Source organism: Alienimonas californiensis, from assembly GCF_007743815.1.
Classification (GTDB): domain Bacteria; phylum Planctomycetota; class Planctomycetia; order Planctomycetales; family Planctomycetaceae; genus Alienimonas; species Alienimonas californiensis.
Window position 1 is genome coordinate 2,125,846 of record NZ_CP036265.1, and the last position, 18,252, is coordinate 2,144,097.

The window sequence follows — 18,252 nt, forward strand, 5'->3', positions numbered from 1 at the left end:
CGCGCATGGCGGAACGCCCGAGCGAAAGACGACTGCCCGCGTCCTCGGTGCTTACGTTCGCCGCCGCCGGGATCGGGGCGGGGCTGCCGCCGCTGGCGTTCGCGGTCGGCGGGGACTCCGCGGGGCGCCTCGTGTGGGCGGCGTTGATCGGGACGCTGGGCCTACTGAGCGGGTTGGCCGCGGCGGCCTGTCAGGAAGGACTCGGGGGACGTGGACGGTTCGCTTCGCCGATCGCGGCCGGCGTGCTTTGTGCGGTGCTGTCGGCCCCGCTGACGCTGGTCGCGCTGCTCGTCGGTCCGGCGCTGCTCGGCGGAGGCTTGGCGGACGGTCCCCCGCCGCCGTGAGCGTCCCGGACGCTTGAAGCGTCCGGGACGCGGCGGTCTCTGGGGAGCCGGCGAGGGGACGGCGACACCCCAGGCTCGCGGCGGGGTTGGAACGGGTACACTCGTTCGTTCGCCCCCCTCCGCTCGGAGCCGTCCCCGATGTCCAGCCGCCGCCGCTTTCTGACCGCCTCCCTCGCCGCCGGCGGGGGGCTGTTGCTCGCCGAGCGGTTGTGGCACATCCCCGGGGCCTTTGCGGAGGAACTGGAGAAGTCCCGCGCCCGCACGCCGCGGCAGACCGAGGGGCCGTTCTATCCCGACCAGTTGCCGCTCGACACGGACAACGACCTGCTCCGCCTGAACGACGCCAGCACGCCGGCCCTCGGCGAGGTCACGCACCTCACCGGGCAGGTGCTCAGCGAAGCCGGCGAGCCGGTCCGCGGGGCCACGGTCGAAATCTGGCAGTGCGACGCCAACGGCAATTATATTCACACCCGCGGGGCCTCCAACGAGAATAAGGACGGCGGCTTCCAGGGCTTCGGCCGGTTCCTGACGGACGCACAGGGCCGGTATTATTTCCGCACGATCAAGCCGGTGCCGTACCCCGGCCGCACGCCGCACATCCACGTCGCGGTGAACCAGGGCGACAAGCGCATGCTGACGACGCAGTGCTACATCAAGGGCCTCCCTCAGAACGACCGCGACGGCGTGATGCGGAGCACGACCGAAGCCGAGCGCGACCTGCTGATGGTCCCCTGGGAGCCGGTCGCCGGCAGCGCCGCCGGCGAATGGCAGGCGAAGTTCGACCTCGTGCTGGGCGCCATGACCGACGAAGGCCCGGAAGCGAACGGCGGCGGCCGCCGCCAACCCCGCGGCCGCCGGGGGTGAAGGACGGGGCGGTGCCTGGGCGGGTGACACGCTTGGGCACTGCTCCGCAGGCCCGCCTTGAGAACATAGCCTCGGACTTCTCCGGGTCCCTGCCTGCCTGATTACTTAGGCAGACAAACGTTGCGGAACAGGATTGTAAACTCGTTGATCTGATAAGTTACACGGACGCTTTTAACGAATGGGGTTGAAGACGAAACGCTGCTGTTGAGGTCGAGGGCGTCCATCTGGTCCATGTCTAGGTCGAGCACTAGCGACAGAAGACCGCACGCGTTGAGGGACTGCATGTCAGATTCTGATGTCCAATGACCGGAATCGACCATCCTCTCTAAGACTGGTAGCAATCGGGGGTTGACCGCCTCGATGGCGAAGTTGATTGATCGAAGTTGCTCGAGGTTGATTTTGCCGCTCAAGAACGCATGTGCAGCACGCCCCATCAGAGTCGCCTTCCCAACATCGTTGAGGCGCTCAAGCACAAGCGTGATGTGCTCCCCAAACTTCTCTTTGTCATCTTGGCTCGGCAGGGCTTCTTCAAGCCTTCTGCTTCTCACTTCAGGAGGCACGTCCGCAATCTCTGCGAGTAGCCTGAGTAGCTTTTTGCAGAAGAAGTATTGCGCAACCGTCTTGGCCCCCTTATACAATTTTCTAAGAGCGGAGAAGACGGGCAGTGGCAACTCGTCTAGTGCCGCGTCGGCGAAAGACGCGCCGATGTCGCTTAAGTCAGATTTTAGGAGCGTCGTCGTCATCTCTCGCTCAATCAGGGCGGCACTATCTGCATCACCTGCCGTGGTGCCCTCTGCCGGAGTACTTGGTATTCCCTGAGAATTGATCATTAGGGGCCCGGCCGTAAGAGAATGGTCACACGTCGCAGCATAGCGGAGCGGACGGGTGCCATGCTCTCACCGCGGCGAGTGCGACGCCGGTCTCTTGCCGACCCGGCCCGCCGCGGGGTGAGCATGGAGGGCGACGCTCAGCTGTGGAGAGCGCGGCCGCGTCGCTCGCATGCTCACCCGCCTCCGCGGCGCTGGCGCTCCGCTCCGGCGTGAGAGCATGGCACACCGGGGCGGTGATCCGGCGGCGGCGCCGGGCATTGCGAACCGGGGCCGGTTGCCGCACGATTCGCCGCCCCCGTTCTTTCCAGTCGCCGGTCTGCCGTGCCCACGCCCGCCGAGGTTCGTAAGCAGGCCACGCTGGATCTGATCGTCTCGCCGTGGACGCTCGGGCCGGTCGTGCTGGGCGGCACGGCGCTGGCCGCCGGCTGGGCGATGGGGGGCGATCCGACCTGGCTGTTCGCCGGCGTGGGCGGACTGCTGGCCGGCGGGGGGATGCTGGCGACGCGGTGGCTCACGCAGCTCGAAGCCGTCACCCAGAACGCCTGGCGGAAGCTGATCGACGCGGAAAAGGCCGATCGGGAAACCGAGCTCGACCAGCTCGACCGGGCCCTGCAACGCGACGGCGACCCCTCCTCCCAAAAGCTGCTCCGCGCCCTGCGGACGATCCGGCAGGGGTTGGAGGAGGACGAAAAGGAGGGCCGGCTCGCCGGGGCGGGGGGGCTGGTCAAGGACCGGGCCGAGGAGGTGTTCGCCGCCTGCGTCGCTCAGTTGCGGCACAGCCTGGAACTGGACGAGACCGCCCGCCGCCTCGCCGGCCCGGCCCGCAAGGAGTTGCGGGCCGATCGGCAGGAGATTTTGAAGGAGGTCGCCGAAACGGTGCGGCACCTCGCCCGCACGGTCACGCAGGTGCGGGAGGCGCCCATCAAACGCAAGGAGGGCGACCTGGGCCGCCTGCGGGCCGAACTGGACGCCACCATGGAGGTCGCCCGCCGCACCGAGGCCCGCCTGAACGAACTGGACGCCGGATCGGGGCGGGTGCGGGAGTGACAACGCCGCGGGGCGGGCGTCGCCGGTTCGTCCCCCCTCTCCCTTGAGGGAGAGGGGCCGGGGGTGAGGGTGACGCACGGCTCGCCGGCTGCCGCTCTGTGCGGTGACCTGTTCGACGGAGAGTCGGCAGGCGGTTCACGGTCTGCCGAATCACCGCCCCCTCACCCCCGACCCCTCTCCCCCAAAAGGGGGGCGAGGGGGGACAAAGTCTGCGGACGTGGGAGAGCGGTTCGCCGCGCTCTTCTCCCCTCTCCCTTGAGGGAGAGGGGCCGGGGGTGAGGGTGAGGCACGGTTCACCCGCTCCCGTTCTCTGCTTTGACTGAACGGCACCGGGTGAGCAGGCGGAACGTGAACAGCGTCCGGGCGTCGCTGCCCCCTCACCCTCGACCCCTCTCCCCCAAAAGGGGGCGAGGGGGGACGGCCCGGCCCGCCCCCCGGCCGTTCGCTTTCGCCCGGTGCGTCACTTCTCCACACTCGGGGCGTGAACCGCCCTCGCCCGCCGGGCGTTCCCGTTCGCACACGCCCCGCACCTCCCACCGTCCGCGACCCATGTTCGGCGCCCTCGGCCGTCTGTTCCGTTCCATCGGCTACCTGTTCACCGGCAAAATGGACAAGGCCGGCGAGGGGCTGCGCTCCAACCCGGACGTCATGAAGGCGAACTACGACCGGATCGTCCGGGAGAAGCGCAGCCGCATCAACACTTATAAAGACGCGATCGCCGGGATGATCGCCCAGGAGGAGTCCAAGAAGCAGCGGCTCACCACGCTGGTGGGCGAGATCGAAAAGCTGGAGCAGCTCAAGGCCGGCGCCGCGGCGAAGGCCCGCAAGGTCGCCCAGAGCCACGGCGGGGACGCGGAGGCGGTCAAGAAGGACACCGAATACCTCAAGTGCAGCGCCGCCTTTAAAGACTTCAGCTCCACCCTGCAGGAAAAGCAGGACCGGGCCGCGGAGATCGAGGCGGACCTGGAGCAGCTCGTCACCAACGTCGCCGGCCATAAAACGCAGATCCAGTCGCTGATGCGCGAGCTGGACAAGTTGAAGGAGGAAAAGCACGACGCCGTCGCCGACGTCATGAGCGCCCAGGAGGAAAAGCAGCTCGCCGATATGATGACCGGCCTCGCCGAGGATCGGACCGGCGAGGAGCTGCGGGAACTCCGCGAGCTGCGCAACAAGGCCAAGGCGAACGCCCGCATCAGCCGGGAGGTCGCCGGGCTGGACACGCAGAAGGCGGAGGACGACTTCCTCGCCTACGCCCAGGCCGACGCCGCCGAGGACGAGTTCGACGCCCTGATCGGCCTGAGCCAGGAGGCCGACGGCGCCCCGGCGGTCAACGAGGCTCCGGTGAAGACCAGTATCCCCGAAGGTTGAGCGGGGTCCCCCGGGCGATCCGCGGCGGCGGTTCGTGCGTTGTGTCCCTCACGCGATTTCCCGTTCGCCCCCCCCTCCCAGGAAGCCCCGATGCTCTCCCGCTGGTCCCCCCGCCTGCTGGCGTCGCTCGCCGCCGGCCTGCTCGTCGCGCTGCCCGGCTGTTCCTCCGAGAAGAAGGGCGACTCCCCGGACGCGGCGCCCGTCGGCGTCGACGCGGACGCCGACACGCCCGCCTTCTCCCTCGCCTGGAGCGAATATCCCTCCTGGAGCGCCTTCGGCGTGGCGGAGAGCGAGGGGCTGATCGACGGCGCCGCGGGCTCCCTCGGCGAGATGGAGCAGAAGTGGAACGTGGACGTGGTCCTCAAGCAGGCGGACTACGACCCCTGCCTGGGCCTGTACGCCGACGGTCAGGTGGACGCGGTCTGCATCACGAATATCGACATCCTCCCGCTGGCCGGCGGGCGCCCGGCGGTGGTGGCCTTCCCGACCAGCACCAGCGTGGGCGGCGACGCGGTGCTCGCCGTCGGGGTGAACGACGTGGCCGGTTTGAAGGCCGTCGACACCCGTGGGCTGGAGGCCACCGTCTCCCAGTACGTCTTCCGGCGCTGTCTGGAGGAACGCGGCGAGAACCCCGCCGACTACCCCTATAAATCGATGGACCCGGCCGAGGCCGCCCGCGCGCTGCAGGACAGTCAGATTAAAAGCTGCTGCGTCTGGAACCCGTTCCTGCTCTCCGCCGAACGCAACACGCCCAACGCCAAGCGGTTGATGGACTCCTCGGAGATTCCCGAGGAGGTCGTCGACCTGGTCGCGATCGGTAAGGACAGCCTCGCCAAGCCCGGCGGCGACCGCTTCGCCGCCTGCCTCGCGGAGACCTTCCACGCCTTCAATACGAAGCTGAACGCCGACGACGATTTGAAGGTCGCCCTCGGCGAGCGCGTCGGCATGAAGTTGAATCTGGACGAGATGAACACGGTGATGGAGCAGTCCCGCTTCTACGCCACCGCCGCCGACGCCAAGGCCCTGATGACGAAGGCGGAGTTCGCCGAGCAGACGATGCCCAGGGTCGCTGAGTTCACCGCGGCCCACACCGGCGAGGAGGCCCCGGCCTACGGCTTCGAGGACGACGCCGCGGCGTTGAACTTCACCACAAAGTACCTCGACCTGGAAACGGCCGGCCCGGCCAAGTGACCCGCGGTTTTTACTAACCCGAAGCGTCAGCGAGGGGCGCCGCGCCCGTCACTCGGACAAACGCTGCGTCCCTCGCTAACGCTTCGGGTTTGTTCCTCCCAGGTTCACCCATGATTCGCCAGCCGATCCGCCCGCTCACCCGCGTCACCCTCGGCGTCGGCTGTGCGCTCGTGCTTGTGTTGGCCTAATCCGCCCCCACCCCGGTCGGCGCCGGGCGGGGGCCGACGCTGCTGTTCTTCGGTTCCATCCCGCCGACGGCCATGCTGGCGGTTTATTACCGGGCCTTCGGCATCGGCGAGGCGCTGTACGTCGGCCTGATCGCCCTGGGCGTCTTCCCGCTGCTGGCCGGCGGTCTCTATAAAAGCGTGCTCACCGACGTCACCGACCACGCCGTCAGCGAGGCCTATACGCTGGGGGCCAGCCACGCGGAGGCCGTCTGGAACGTGATCGTCCCGCAGACGCTCCCGCGGTTCCTCGAAAGCCTGCGACTGGCGGCCGGGTTGGGGATGATCTTCCTCATCGCCGCCGAACGGCTACTGGCGGACGTGGGCATCGTTTATCAGCATGATACGCTGTACGACTTCCTCACCGCCCAGGGCAACGTGGCGCAGGGGCTCATGCTGGACCGCACCTCGCTGGCGTTCCGGTTCTTTCAATATCCGGCGTGTGAGAGCCGTCGGGAACTATCCCAGTCCGAACGCCCAGGTGACGAGCGTCGCGGCGAGGAACGTCCCGAACAGCAGGGCCGGCGTGCAGACGAAGATCCACACGAGGATCGACCAAACGCCCTGACTCAAAAGAACCCGTAGCGGGAACGCGACCGGCCGCCCGTCGCGGAGCCGTTCGTTCACCGCGTCCGTAGCGTGCAGCAGGGCCACGGCCACGACCCCGACGGCCGCGAACAGGGCGACCATGATCGCGAAAAAGACGGGCCCCTCGTCGCGGTCGGCACCTTTCCACAGAAGAACCTGCGCCGAAAACAACGCCCCGAACGCCGCGGCGGCGGGGAGCTTGATCCAGAACCCGCGCTCCCCGAGCGTTTCGAGGACAGGTCGGGAGAACGCCAAGCGGATCGGCAGACAGCTGACGACGAAGCCCGCGAGGAAGAACACGATCTGCCAGAACGGCGATCGAAAATCTTCCTTCACCAGGAGAACGGCCGGGACCTCTCCGCCCGGCCAATCCTCGTCCTCAAACTGTTCTGGGAGGTCAGCCGTCATCCGTTTCGGCCTCTGGCAGCAGTTCGGCGACGGGCAGCGAGAATGCGCGACCGTCGAGGGCGAACTCGATCGTTTCCTCTTCGCCGTAGGTCCTCAGGGAGCGATAGGTCTCGCCGTGCGGGTCGGTGCGGACCTCCAACACCCGCTCCGGCAGGTTCACGATCCAATACGGGCTGATTCCCGCCGTGGCGTAGATCGCCGCTTTGCGGGTGCGATCGTGGTGGAGCGTGCTGTCGGACACCTCCACCACCAGCGCAACCTCGTCGGGCCGAGGCTTCCGGGAGTAGAAGAATTTGCTCGCCTTCTTGAGCACGGCGACGTCCGGCTCCGGCTCGCTGCGCGGCATGACGATGCTCTTTTCCTCGCGGACGCTCCAGCCGGACGGGATTAATTCTCGGAGCACGTCCGCAGCGAGACCGACGTGGAACTCCTGCGGGGCGTACGCCGGCGACATCTCGACCAGTTCTTCGTCTAACAGTTCGATCCGCCGACCCCCGATCCCGTCGAACACCCCGGCACCGATCATGGCGTGATACATCTCCACCGTGACCCGCAGCGGACGCGGCGACTCCGGCGGCGGGACAGGTTCGGGGGTCGAAACGCCGACCGGCCGCTCCCGCAGGGCGGGGGCGGCCGGGGCGGGCGTCGGCGGCGGGGCGTCGAGGAGGTCCGGCATCCCGGCAGTTTACCCGATCATTTGGTCGCCGCGGCGGCCGTCTTGACCGGGGCGGCGTCGGCGAGGGCCATCAGGGCGTAGGCGGTGACCATGTTCGGGTCGCCCTCGTACCAGCGGTCCGCCTCGTTCACCCAGCTGCCGTTCTCCCGCTGCATGGAGAGCAGTTGGGCGGCGAGGTCCGCCCGCCAGTCGTGCGTCACGCCGTCGGCGTCGGTCAGCGTGTCCTCGCCGAGGACGCTCATCGTTTTGCCGAACGCCTGGAGATAATAATAGTGCCCCTGCAAACCCATCCCCGGGTTTTCGGCGAGGGTGTAATGTTTGGCGGCCCAGTCGCGGGCGGCTTTGACGCGGGGGTCGTTCTTGGTCAGGCCGGCGTAGATCATCGACTTCAACCCGGCGTAGGTCATGCTGGCGTAGCTCCGCAGGCCGCCGTTCGCCGTGGTGCCGGCCTTCGTCTGTCCGCCGAGGGCGGGGGTGTAATAGAAGCCGCCGTCATTAATTTTCGCGGCGTTCGGCGTGTCGTTGCCGTGGCCTTCGAGGTTCTGCGTGCGGGTGACGAAGACCAGCGCCTTCTGGATCGCCTCGTCCTCCGGCCCGCTGCCGCTGGCCTTCAGGGCCTCGACGAGGAACTGCGTGTTGGAAAGGTCCGGCCGGTCGCCGCCGCTGCCGTAGCCGGCGCCGCCCCAGCGGGGGTCGTCGCTTTCAATCCCTTCGCCCTCGTCCCATTGCAGCCCCTTGAGGAACGCCCGGGCGCCCGCGATCGGCTTGGCGTACTCGTCGCCCTCCACCCGGGAGAGCGCCATCAGGGCCAGGGCGGTTTCGTAATTGCGGTGGGTGGAGCCTTCGGAATAAATCCCGCCGTCCTCGCGGACGTTCGCTTCCAGATAGTCCAGCGCCTTGGCGATCGTGGGACTGTCGGCGGCGAGGCCGGAGTCCAGCAGCGAGACGGCGACGATGGCGCTGATGCCCAGCGATTCCTTACTGCTCCACCCGCCGTCGTCGTTCTGGGTGGTGCGGAGAAAATCAATTCCTCGCTGCCGAGCGGCGTTGATTTCCGCGGCGTCGGGGGCCTCGGTGCCCGCCGCGGTCACGGGCGGATCGGCGGCGACGGCGAGGGTCGGACCCGCCGCGAGGGCGGAGAGGGCGAAAGCGAACGGGGCGAGGGCGAGCCGCACGAGAAACTCCGGGGTGTGAATGACGAACTGACGAGGGGGGCGATCCGGGAGGCGTATTCTACGGACGGCCGCCCCGAGGGTGAGGGTGCAACGGGAATTGAACCGGGGGCCGCGGTCAGAAGCCTTCGGTCACTTCGCCGCCGCCGCGGGTGCCGGCGGCCCGCCAGATGTCGCGGGTCACGCTTTCGGAGACCGATTGCACGCTGCCGTCCATCATCGCGGTCTGAACCACGCCGGTGTGGTACGACCGGCTGGTGATCGCCGCCATCGTGGCGTTGACGCTCCCGCCGCTCTGTTTGCCCTCCTGCCAGGAGGAGAAGTCCACGTCGTACTCCTCCTGCGTGCTCGGATCGACCCAAATGACCTCGGTGTTCGGGGTGAAGACCGTGGTGAAGCCGGTGTGGTGCACGCGGCCGTCCGGCCATTCCGTGTGGCCGGTGTTGGAGTTCTGATCGCCGAGCTTCTTGTCGGAGTCCGCCGTGTAGCCCAGCACGTCGTCAACGGCGTCCGGCACGGGCGTGTTCGCCGGCAGCGGGCCGCTGTGGTTGCGGAAATAGGGGGTGAAAGCCTTCACCTCCGCGATCATCAGCGTGTTGGTGGAGCCGTCGCGGACGTGGGAAATCGACAGCCGGGAGTTCGGGAAGAACGGCCCGTCCCCGCCGAGGCCCTTGCTGCCGCCCCGTGCGGGGTCCCAGACCAGCCAGGTGCCGAAATTAAAGCCGTAGGTGGTCGGGTACAGGTACCGGGCGACTTTGCCGGTGTCCCGGGGCACGAACGACAGCGGATCGCTGGGGCAGCCGAACGTGGGGATCTTCAGCCCGTCGAGCGTCGCCTGATCGTCCCAGGCGAGAGACAAGTTGACGTACTGGGCCAGCGTGCCCTGGTCGATCTCCGGCAGAATCCGGCCGTGGACGCCCCAGGAGCCGTTATTGCCGGTGTACCCGGCCGTCGACAGGCAGGCGCTGGGCGGGATCACCGAGGTCGTGCTGTGATAGTTATGAACCGCCAGCGCGAGCTGTTTGAGGTTGTTCTGGCACTGGGCCCGGCGGGCTGCCTCCCGGGCCTGCTGCACCGCGGGGAGCAGCAGGGAAACCAGGATCGCAATGATCGCAATGACCACCAGCAGTTCGATCAGCGTAAACCCGGCCCGGCGGTGAGTCATCGCTCGCGCCCCGGTGCTGCGGGGGGAGCGGGCAGACGTTTTCGTGGCGCTAAGGGGCATGAACTATGAGTAAAACGGGGGCGGGACGACCGCCGAACGGTGGGGCCGCGAACAATGCGGCAACCGCCGCCGCCCGGGGCCAAACGTTTTCCAAGCGAACCGCCGCCGTCGCGGAGGGCGGGGAACCTTGTCGAGCGGGGCGAAGAGTCGTCAAGCTGCCGGATTGATGGCTCCCCCCCCCGTCGCCGCCAACGCCGCTGCTCCGGAGACACGGGCGACGGACGAGTTGCTGGGGGGGATCGACGCGCTGGGCGGCGCCGGGCTGCTGGGGCGGGCGGGGACGCTCCGCATGCGGGTGGAGACGCCGGAGAACATCGTCCTCGAACTGCCGCTGGCCGGCGTGACGCGGCGCTGCGGGGCCTGGCTGATCGACACGGGCATCCGGGCGGCGATCCTCGTCGCCGCCCTGCTGGTCATTGTGCCGATCGCCTGTGCGGGCCTGGGGGAGTTCGCGTTCGGGGCCTTCCTGTTGCTGGCGTTCGTCAGCGAGTGGGGCTACTTCACGGCGTTCGAGGCGTTCAACGGCGGGCGGACGCCGGGCAAGGCGCTGTTCGGCCTGCGGGTGGTGCGGACGGACGGCGGGCCGGTCACCTTCTGGCCGGCGCTGGTGCGGAACCTGCTGCGGTTCGCTGACGCCTTGCCGCTGATGTTCACCGCCCCGCCGCACGTCATGCCCTCTCTCCTCTGGCCGCCGCCCCTGCCGCTGTACGGGCTGGGGGCGCTCTGCTGTACGCTGAGCCCGCGGGGCCAGCGGATCGGCGACCTGTTCGCCGGCACCGTGGTGATCCGCACCCACCCCGCGACGCCGCCCAAGCAGCCGGTAATCCTCGATAAAATCGCCCCGCTGGACCGCGCCCTGATCGCCGGCCCCCGGCCGCCCCGCAGCACGCTGGCGACGGTGGACGAATACCTCGCCCGCCGCGGCGTGCTGGACCACGAGCGCGGCCACCAACTCGCCCTGCCGCTGGCCCTCGCCGTCGCCCGCCGCCTGCGGTACGGCGGCGACCCGGCCGGGGTGAAGGTCTACCCGATGGCCTTCCTCGCCAGGGTCTGGGCGACGTACCTGCGACCGGAAGACGACGCGAACGAACCAGACCGGGGGCGCCGATGACGGGTCGCTGCAGCACGCCCCGCGCGGTGAGCCCGGAGCGCAAGCTCCGGCCGTCGGCGCAGCCCGACGGCAAGTCCGATCGGCGTCACCAGACGAACGCACAGCCGGAGCTTGCGCTCCGGGCTCACGACGCCCTCGGCACGCTCTCGGCTGGGGGCGTGCAATGACGAAGCGCGACTTTCTCGCCGCCCGGCGGCCGCGGTGGGCGCGGTTCACGGAGCTGCTGGACCGGTTCGACCGCCGTCGGCTGCGGGGCCGCACGGCCGGGGAGGTGGCGGAACTGTCCCGCGGGCTGCGGGAGCTGGCCGCGGACCTCGCCGCCGTGCGGGCCCACGGCTGGGGCGATCGGCTGGACGAGTACCTCAACACGCTGCTGGGCCGCGGGCACACGGCCTTCTACGCCGCCCCGGCCTCGCCGCTGGGCGGGGCGGCGGGCTACCTGCTGCACGGCTTCCCGCGGGTCTTCCGGCGGAACGGGCGGTTCTTCCTCGTCGCGGCGGTGCTGTTCTTCGGGCCGTTCTGCGTCGCTTGGGCGGCGGTCGCGCTGCGGCCGTCGCTCGCCGACCGCATCCTCCCCCCGGAGGCCCAGGCGATGTACGACGAGATGTACGCCGAGGGCGGCGGCCTCGACCCCGACGGCCCCAGTGAAGCGGACAGCGGCGAAGACGACAGCGGCGAAGCCGAATCCGCCTTCGACCTCGGCGCCTACGGCGGGCAGCGGAGCCTCATGGCGGGGTTCTACGTTTACAACAACGTCGGCATCGCCCTGAAGTGCTTCGCCCTCGGGGTGACGTTCGGACTGGGCACGATCTACGTGCTGCTGTCGAACGGCATCCAGATCGGGGCAGTGTTCGGCTACGCGGGGGTCAGCGGGAACGGCGAGCGGCTGTTCAGCTTCGCGGTCACGCACGGCTCGTTCGAACTGACCGCCATCGCCGTGGCCGGCGGGGCCGGGCTGATGCTCGCCGATGCGATGCTGCACCCCGGGCGGCGGTCGCGGCTGGGCAGCCTGATCGTGCGGGGCCGGGAGGCGATCCAGGTCGCCGCCGGCGCCGCGGTCATGCTGATGATCGCCGCCGGGCTGGAGGCGTTCTGGTCCCCGGCGCCGATCGCCCCGAGCGTCAAGTACGCCGTCGGCGGGAGCCTGTGGGTGGCCGTGTTCGCCTGGCTGCTGCTCGCCGGCCGCGGCGGGGCGCACGCCGAACCGACGGGGGTGAACCAATGAACGCGTTCCGCCGCGTCCATGAGCTCCGCCCGTCAGGAAGGGGCCGCTCACCCGTATCCGCAGACCGATCCCGTCTGTCCGCAGGCAGATCCCGTCAGCGCGCGGGCGGCCGCGAGAATGACCCCTCCCTCACGGTCGGGGCTCGGGGCGGGAGTCGGGGGGCGCCGCGATGAGCCGACCTTTTGCTGTGCCGCTGGCCCCGTACGGGCCGGCGGGGGCGTTGGACGTGGGCCTCGCCGCCTGCGGGGCCAACCCCGTGCTGTGGCTGCGGTTCGCCGCGGCCGGCGGGCTGCCGGCGGCGCTGCTGGCGGACGCCGCCGGTCGGGCCTGCGGGCACGGCTGGGTCGTCGGCACGCTGGCCGTACTGTTCGTGACCGCCCCGCTGGGCCTGCGGATCGCCGCCACCGCGGTGCGGGGGACCTTCGGGGACGGCGACGCGGGGACCGGCGAGACGACCGACGCCGACGCCCCCCGGCTGCGCACCCAACGGGAACGCACCCGGGAGGCGCTGCTCTCCGGCCTGTGCGTGCTGCTGGCGGCGCTGTACCTCGCCCCCCGCTGGCTGGACCTGCCGACGGCCTTCGGGGCCTGGCTGGCCGACCCGACGGGGCGGTTCTCCGTCGCCGCGACGCTCGCCGCGGCACTGGGGCTGCGGACCGCCTCGGACCTCTCCCGCCGGGCGCCGTTCCCCCCGCGGTCCGGGCGGCTGCTGGCGGGGCGAATCGCCGTGCGGGCGCTGCTCGGCTGGCCGCTGTGGCTGTTCTTCCTCCCGGATTGGGAGCTGCTGGCGTGGATCTGTCTGGTGATGTGGACGCCGATCGCGGTGGGGATCGCGGGGAAGTTCGCCTTCCGGTCCGAACGGCGGGCGCTGCGGGCGATTTCCGCCCGGCTGCACGACGAACACGCCGACGGCCTGCTGAAGACCTGGGTCATGGCCCTCGCTGTGCGGGCGAACGTGACCGGGGCGCTCGTCGCGGCGTTGTGGCTGATCGGAATGCTGACGGCGGACTTGATCGGCTCCGCCCTGCTGAACTGGCGGCCGGCACTGGGGGCGGCGCTGGAGGCCGGGTGGTCCGACGGGGGGAGCTTCTGGGCGGCGCTGGCCGACGACCCCACCGCCGCGGCCCTCGCGGCGCTGGGCGGGGTGACGGCCTACGTCGCCGCCCGCGTCGCCTGGTTCGCCACGCTGGTCGACCTGCGGGTGCGGCGGGACTGCTGGGACGTGCAACAGGCCGTGACCCGCGAACGCAACCGCCTCGCCGAGGAGGAAGCCCGCACCGCCCCCCCCGCCACGACCGCCCCCCGCCGTTCCGCCGCTCGTTCCGCCTCTCGTTCCGCCGGTGTCGCCGCGGCGTTCCTCCTGACGCTTCTTCCCCCCGCCGCGGCGTTCGCCCAGAGCCCGGCGCCGGCCGATCCCGCGGAGGTCTCCGCCCGGGCTGAGGCGGTGCTGGGCCGCGACGAGTTCCGCCCGCTGCGAGACTTCGGCGAGCGGGGCGACGGCCTGTTCCCCCCGCTCGGCGGCGGTTCCCCCCTCGGCGGCCGCGAGGGCGACGGGGGCGGCGGCGGGGCGTCCGGACCGGGGTCGGGCGGTGGGTCCGGGGGGCCGGGTTCGAACGGCACGCCGTCGGGCGGCTCCGGCTCAGGGGGCGGCTCGTCCTCGGGGTCGTCCGGCAGCGCGGGGCCGGGGGTCGGGGCGGCGGCGGGAGCGTTGGGGCAGATCGTCAGCACGATCGCCCTGGTCGCGGCGGGCGTGGCGTTGGCGGCGGTGCTGCTGCTTCTCCTCTGGGCCGTGGTGCGGGGGGTGATGGAGCGGGAGTCCGCCCCGACGACGCCCCCGACCCCCGGCGCCGCGGGACGCGGGCCGTCCGAGGACGACGCCCCCGCCGCCCGCCGCCCGCCGGACGAACGCCTCGCCGCCGCCCGGGCCGCCGCCGCCGACGGCCGCTACGGCGAGGCCGTCGCCCTGCTGCTGAACGGCCTGACCGACCGGGTGGAACTGGCCGGGCTGATTCGTCCCCGCCGCGGCCTCACCGCCCGGGAGTACCTCCGGGCCGCCCGCCCCGACCCCGCCCTGCACCCGGCGCTCTCAACGGTGGTGAAGGTCTACGAACCGCTGGGCTACGGCCGCCGGCCCGGCGGTCTGGAGCAATACGCGGAGGCCGAGGCGGCCTACCTCGCCGGCGTCTCCGACCGGGCCGTCCACGATCCGGCTCCGTCCCGCATGCGGGGCGAGCGATGATGACGCGCGTGCCGCTGGGCGCCCGGGACGCGGCGTGGGCGACGGCCTGCGTGCTGGCGCTGCTCGCGCAGTTCGCCCCGGCCGACTGGCGGCCCGCCCTGCCGGACGACACCCGCAGCCCGGCGCCGGAGGGTCAGAAGGCCCTCGTGCTGCTCGCCGAGCGGGCCGGTTACGAAACGGTTCGCCGGGAATCGCCGCTGGCGGTCGTGGCGGGTGAGGAGACCCCGGCGGACACGTTGCTGGTCGTGCTCGGCCCGGCCCGCGAACTGACGGGGGGGGAAGAGGACGTGCTGGAGGAGTGGGTGAGTGACGGCGGCGGGCTGCTGTTCGCCACCCGGGAGGGGCGGTCGCTGGACCTCGGGCCGCTCGGCCGGGTGGAAGGCAACGGCGGGGAGGACGTCGGCCGGTTGGAGGGGGCGGAGCCCTCCCTCGCCGCCGGGCTCGACTCGACAGGACTCAAACTGTTCTGGCCGTACGGCGGCACGGTCGAGGGGGCGGGGGAGGCGCTGGTGAAGGCCGGGGCGAACGACGAGGACCGCGTGGCCCTCACCCAAACCTGGCGGGGCGGGACGGCCGTGCTGGCGGCGGGGTCGGCGGGGTTCAGCAACCGCTCGCTGGCCTGGGGCGACAACGCGGCGCTGGCCTTCCGCCTGCTGGAGCGGGCCGCGAACGGGCGCCGGCGGATCGTGTTCGACGAATCGCTGAACCTGACCGGCACCCCGAAGACGGTGGCGTTGCTGCTCGACCCGGAATTGCGGCCGCTCACGTTGCATTTGTGCTTGTTGGCCCTGCTGTGGGGCTGGTGGCGGGGGCGGGCGTTCGGCCCGCCGCTGCCGGACCCGGACCCGCCGCGGCGGACCCTCACCGATCACACCGACGCCGCCGGCGATCTCGCCTGGCGCACCGGGGACGGGGCGGGCGTGGTGGGCTGGTACCGCCGGGCCGTCGCCCGGGACCTGCGTCTGCCGGCGGACGCCAAGGAGCGGGCGAAGCGGGCCGAGGCGCTCGCCGTCGCCGCCGGCCGCGACCCCGCGGCGGTGCGGGACCTGTTCGCCCGATTGGCCGCCGTCGACGCCCGCACCCAGCCGGGCATGAAAACCGCGATGAAGCGCCGGGCGGCGGCCGGCTTGATCCGCGAACTCGCCGCCCTGCGCGCCGACGCCGGCCGCCGCCGGCGGTAGCGGGGATTCGCTCCCCCCTCTCCCCCCTTTTGGGGGAGAGGGGCCGGGGGTGAGGGGGCAGTGACTCGCGCACCCCGTTCGCCGTCCGGCTTGCTTGCACGTCGGCCGGTTCGTCACTGCATGAGCGGAGACGGGCGAACCGCGCCTCACCCTCACCCCCGGCCCCTCTCCCTTGAGGGAGAGGGGGGAACGACGAACGGGGGGACCGCCGGCCGGTAAGCTCGGGGCGCCTCGCCCCCCGACCCGCGCCGCCGATGTTCACCGCCCCGCTGCTCGCCGCGTTCCTACTCACGGCCGCTCCCGACGCGGCACCGGCGCCGCCGGTCAACGTGCTGTGGATCACCTGCGAGGACCTCTCGCCCCGGCTGGATTCCTACGGCGATCCGCTGGCCCGCACGCCGCACCTCGACCGATTGGCGGCGGAGGGCACGCGGTACACGCACGCCTTCGGGGTGTACGGGGTCTGCTCGCCGAACCGGTTCACGCTGATCACCGGGACCTATCCCACGGCCGCCGGGGCCGGGCCGATGCGGACGGTCAAACGCACCAGCGCCCTGGCGGACGTGACCGACCCCGTGCTGCGGGCGATTCCCACCTGGGAGGCCACCCCCCCGGCCCCGGTGCGGTGCTTCCCCGAACTGCTCCGGGCCGCGGGCTATTACTGCACAAATAACTCGAAGCAGGACTACCAGTTCACGCCGCCCGTTACCGTCTGGGACGAGAGCGGCAAGAAGGCCCACTGGCGGAACCGCCCCGGCCACGGCACGGCGGAGGCCGCCCCGTTCTTCGCGGTGTTCAACCTCATGACCACCCACGAGAGCAAACTGCACGAGCGCACCAGCCCGGCGATCACCGACCGGGCCGCGGTCACGGTCCCGCCCTTTCTGCCGGACACCCTCGCGATGCGGGAGGACTTCGCCCGGCAGTACGACAACCTCGCCGTCCTCGACGAAGAAGTCGGCGCCCTGCTGGCGGAGCTGGACGCCGACGGCCTGCGGGAGAATACGGTGGTGATGTTCTTCTCCGACCACGGCGACGGCCTGCCGCGGCACAAGCGCTGGGTCTACGACAGCGGCTTGCAGGTCCCCCTGATCGTCCGGTTCCCCGCGGGCCACCCGGACCGCGGCGAGCCGGGAACGACGAACGACCGGCTGGTGAGCTTCGTGGATTTCGCCCCCACCGTGCTGAGCCTCGCGGGGATCGAACCGCCGGCGTGGCTGCCCGGCCCGGCGTTTCTGGGCGAGTACGCCGGGGAGCCGCGGGAGTACGTCTTCGCGGCCCGGGACCGCATGGACCCGGCGCCGGAGACGATCCGGGCCGCCCGCGGGCCGCGGTTCAAATACGTCCGCAACCTGCGGCCGGACCTACCCTACTGGGGCTTCGTCCCCTACCGTGACCGGGCCGCCGGCGCCGCGGAGATCACCGACCTCATCGCCAGGAACGCCCTCGGCCCGGACCAGTGGCAGCTCTCCGGCGCCTCCAAACCGCAGGAGGAGCTGTACGACACGCAGGCCGACCCGCACGAGATCCGCAACCTCGCCGCCGACCCGGCGTACGCCGACGTGCTGACCGACCTGCGGACGGCGACGGAGCGTTGGATGGAGCAGACGAACGACTCCCGCACGCTCGACGGGGCGGAGTTGATCGCCACCCTCTGGCCCAACGGCCAGCAGCCGCGAACCGCGAAACCGCTGATTCTGGAGGCGGACGGCCTGGTGACGATCCGCTGCGAAACGGCCGGCGCCTCCATCGGCTACAAGCTGCCGGGCGACCAAACGTGGCGGGTGTACGCGGAACCCTTCACGCCGGAGCCTGGCGCGACGGTGCGGGCGATCGCCCACCGCATCGGCTGGAAGCCGAGCCAAGTCGTGCGACTGGAGAACTGAGCGTGGCCAACGCGACGCCGCCCCCCGCTTTGGAACTCGCCCGAACCGTGGTGCGGGCCGGCCCCCACTCGGCGGAGGGCGTCGCGGCGCTAAAGGCCCTGAAGGCGTGCGGGCCGGCGGCGGTCGACGCGGTCGTGGAGGTCCTCGCCGACCCGCCGCCCACGCCCGATCGTCACCCCCGGGACGTGTGGGAGGACCGCGGCCTGCTGTTGTGGTCGCTCGCCAAGCGGCCGGACTGCGAAGACGCGATCCTCGATCGCCTCGCCGCGGGATCGCTTAGCGAACAGGACACGGTGCAGGCTCTCGGCGTGATGTCGGGCCGGCGCTCGCTGGAGGCGTTGATCGAACTCCTCAACGCCGACGAGCCGTGGGTTCGTCAGTGTGCCGTCCGGGCCCTACAACGCCGGAACGGCGAGCCGGCCCCGGCCCTGGCGACCCCGGCACTGATCGATTCGCTGCGGGACCGCTCAGTCCTGGTGAAAGAGAACGTGGTCTCGGCGATGCTCTCCCGGGCCGCGTTCCGAACGCCGGCCGCTCTGCAGAACCTGCGGCGGCTACGGGCGAGCGACGCCTTTCGCCAAAGACATTCCCACAGTTGGACCAAGGCGGGCCGGGTGATCGAACTGATCGAAGCCGACGCCGCGGGCGACTGACGCCGACGGTCCCCCGGGGC

16 protein-coding genes are annotated in these 18,252 nt (G+C 70.9%); 12 read left to right on the plus strand and 4 right to left on the minus strand.

Annotation, left to right across the window (positions count from 1 at the left end; all coding sequences use genetic code 11):
- Positions 1–47: 47 nt before the first annotated feature.
- A complete protein-coding gene (locus CA12_RS08265) occupies positions 48–344 on the plus strand; it encodes a hypothetical protein (protein ID WP_145358499.1) in 297 nt (98 codons plus the stop codon).
- Between the two features lie 138 nt (positions 345–482).
- Positions 483–1,208 (plus strand): dioxygenase family protein, encoded by a 726-nt coding sequence (locus CA12_RS08270; RefSeq protein ID WP_145358500.1) that lies wholly within the window; start codon positions 483–485, stop codon positions 1,206–1,208.
- A 101-nt stretch (positions 1,209–1,309) separates the two neighbouring features.
- Here the strand turns inward: CA12_RS08270 and CA12_RS08275 are convergent, their stop codons facing one another.
- Positions 1,310–2,038: a hypothetical protein gene (locus CA12_RS08275; protein ID WP_145358501.1), complete on the minus strand. Its 729-nt coding sequence runs from the start codon at positions 2,036–2,038 to the stop codon at positions 1,310–1,312.
- Between the two features lie 321 nt (positions 2,039–2,359).
- Between CA12_RS08275 and CA12_RS08280 the strand changes: the two genes are divergently transcribed.
- The 4 genes from CA12_RS08280 to CA12_RS08295 all read left to right on the plus strand — a co-directional run bounded on the left by CA12_RS08280 (position 2,360) and on the right by CA12_RS08295 (position 6,453).
- The gene (locus tag CA12_RS08280; RefSeq protein ID WP_145358502.1) at positions 2,360–3,085 is read left to right on the plus strand and encodes a hypothetical protein; all 726 of its coding nucleotides are present in this window, start codon (positions 2,360–2,362) and stop codon (positions 3,083–3,085) included.
- A 549-nt stretch (positions 3,086–3,634) separates the two neighbouring features.
- A complete protein-coding gene (locus CA12_RS08285; protein WP_145358503.1) occupies positions 3,635–4,453 on the plus strand; it encodes a PspA/IM30 family protein in 819 nt (272 codons plus the stop codon).
- A 90-nt stretch (positions 4,454–4,543) separates the two neighbouring features.
- The gene (locus CA12_RS08290; RefSeq protein ID WP_145358504.1) at positions 4,544–5,644 is read left to right on the plus strand and encodes a type 2 periplasmic-binding domain-containing protein; all 1,101 of its coding nucleotides are present in this window, start codon (positions 4,544–4,546) and stop codon (positions 5,642–5,644) included.
- Between the two features lie 260 nt (positions 5,645–5,904).
- Positions 5,905–6,453, plus strand: coding sequence for an ABC transporter permease subunit (locus CA12_RS08295; protein ID WP_145358505.1), 549 nt, complete (start codon positions 5,905–5,907; stop codon positions 6,451–6,453).
- A 400-nt stretch (positions 6,454–6,853) separates the two neighbouring features.
- On the opposite strand, the gene CA12_RS08300 is transcribed toward CA12_RS08295, so the two are convergent.
- The 3 genes from CA12_RS08300 to CA12_RS08310 form a co-directional block, all read right to left on the minus strand.
- Positions 6,854–7,540: a Uma2 family endonuclease gene (locus tag CA12_RS08300; RefSeq protein ID WP_145358506.1), complete on the minus strand. Its 687-nt coding sequence runs from the start codon at positions 7,538–7,540 to the stop codon at positions 6,854–6,856.
- Between the two features lie 17 nt (positions 7,541–7,557).
- A complete protein-coding gene (locus CA12_RS08305) occupies positions 7,558–8,715 on the minus strand; it encodes a prenyltransferase/squalene oxidase repeat-containing protein (RefSeq protein WP_242688162.1) in 1,158 nt (385 codons plus the stop codon).
- 115 nt (positions 8,716–8,830) lie between these two features.
- On the minus strand, positions 8,831–9,877 hold the full coding sequence (locus tag CA12_RS08310) for a DUF1559 domain-containing protein (RefSeq protein ID WP_145358508.1): 1,047 nt from the start codon (positions 9,875–9,877) through the stop codon (positions 8,831–8,833).
- Between the two features lie 226 nt (positions 9,878–10,103).
- On the opposite strand from CA12_RS08310, the gene CA12_RS08315 reads away from it, so the two are divergent.
- The 6 genes from CA12_RS08315 to CA12_RS08340 all read left to right on the plus strand — a co-directional run bounded on the left by CA12_RS08315 (position 10,104) and on the right by CA12_RS08340 (position 18,232).
- Positions 10,104–11,048 carry an RDD family protein gene (locus tag CA12_RS08315; RefSeq protein ID WP_145358509.1) on the plus strand — a complete coding sequence of 315 codons (945 nt, stop codon included), beginning with the start codon at positions 10,104–10,106 and terminating at the stop codon, positions 11,046–11,048.
- 163 nt (positions 11,049–11,211) lie between these two features.
- Positions 11,212–12,273 (plus strand): stage II sporulation protein M, encoded by a 1,062-nt coding sequence (locus CA12_RS08320; RefSeq protein WP_145358510.1) that lies wholly within the window; start codon positions 11,212–11,214, stop codon positions 12,271–12,273.
- A gap of 187 nt (positions 12,274–12,460) precedes the next feature.
- Positions 12,461–14,512, plus strand: coding sequence for a DUF4129 domain-containing protein (locus CA12_RS08325; protein ID WP_145358511.1), 2,052 nt, complete (start codon positions 12,461–12,463; stop codon positions 14,510–14,512).
- Positions 14,509–15,693: a DUF4350 domain-containing protein gene (locus CA12_RS08330; RefSeq protein ID WP_165700632.1), complete on the plus strand. Its 1,185-nt coding sequence runs from the start codon at positions 14,509–14,511 to the stop codon at positions 15,691–15,693. Before CA12_RS08325 ends, CA12_RS08330 begins: the two co-directional genes overlap by 4 nt.
- 254 nt (positions 15,694–15,947) lie before the next feature.
- Entirely contained in the window at positions 15,948–17,579 is a 1,632-nt protein-coding gene (locus tag CA12_RS08335; protein ID WP_145358513.1) for a sulfatase-like hydrolase/transferase, read from the plus strand.
- 2 nt (positions 17,580–17,581) lie between these two features.
- Positions 17,582–18,232, plus strand: coding sequence for a HEAT repeat domain-containing protein (locus CA12_RS08340; RefSeq protein ID WP_145358514.1), 651 nt, complete (start codon positions 17,582–17,584; stop codon positions 18,230–18,232).
- Positions 18,233–18,252 lie beyond the last annotated feature (20 nt).

Coding starts and splice junctions, on each gene's coding strand:
- CA12_RS08320 (WP_145358510.1), top strand. CDS start 11,212: ATGACGAAGCGCGACTTTCTCGCCGCCCGGCGGCCGCGGTGGGCGCGG.
- CA12_RS08285 (WP_145358503.1), top strand. CDS start 3,635: ATGTTCGGCGCCCTCGGCCGTCTGTTCCGTTCCATCGGCTACCTGTTC.
- CA12_RS08335 (WP_145358513.1), top strand. CDS start 15,948: ATGTTCACCGCCCCGCTGCTCGCCGCGTTCCTACTCACGGCCGCTCCC.
- CA12_RS08295 (WP_145358505.1), top strand. CDS start 5,905: ATGCTGGCGGTTTATTACCGGGCCTTCGGCATCGGCGAGGCGCTGTAC.
- CA12_RS08290 (WP_145358504.1), top strand. CDS start 4,544: ATGCTCTCCCGCTGGTCCCCCCGCCTGCTGGCGTCGCTCGCCGCCGGC.
- CA12_RS08310 (WP_145358508.1), bottom strand. CDS start 9,877: ATGACTCACCGCCGGGCCGGGTTTACGCTGATCGAACTGCTGGTGGTC.
- CA12_RS08315 (WP_145358509.1), top strand. CDS start 10,104: ATGGCTCCCCCCCCCGTCGCCGCCAACGCCGCTGCTCCGGAGACACGG.
- CA12_RS08275 (WP_145358501.1), bottom strand. CDS start 2,038: ATGATCAATTCTCAGGGAATACCAAGTACTCCGGCAGAGGGCACCACG.
- CA12_RS08330 (WP_165700632.1), top strand. CDS start 14,509: ATGATGACGCGCGTGCCGCTGGGCGCCCGGGACGCGGCGTGGGCGACG.
- CA12_RS08270 (WP_145358500.1), top strand. CDS start 483: ATGTCCAGCCGCCGCCGCTTTCTGACCGCCTCCCTCGCCGCCGGCGGG.
- CA12_RS08300 (WP_145358506.1), bottom strand. CDS start 7,540: ATGCCGGACCTCCTCGACGCCCCGCCGCCGACGCCCGCCCCGGCCGCC.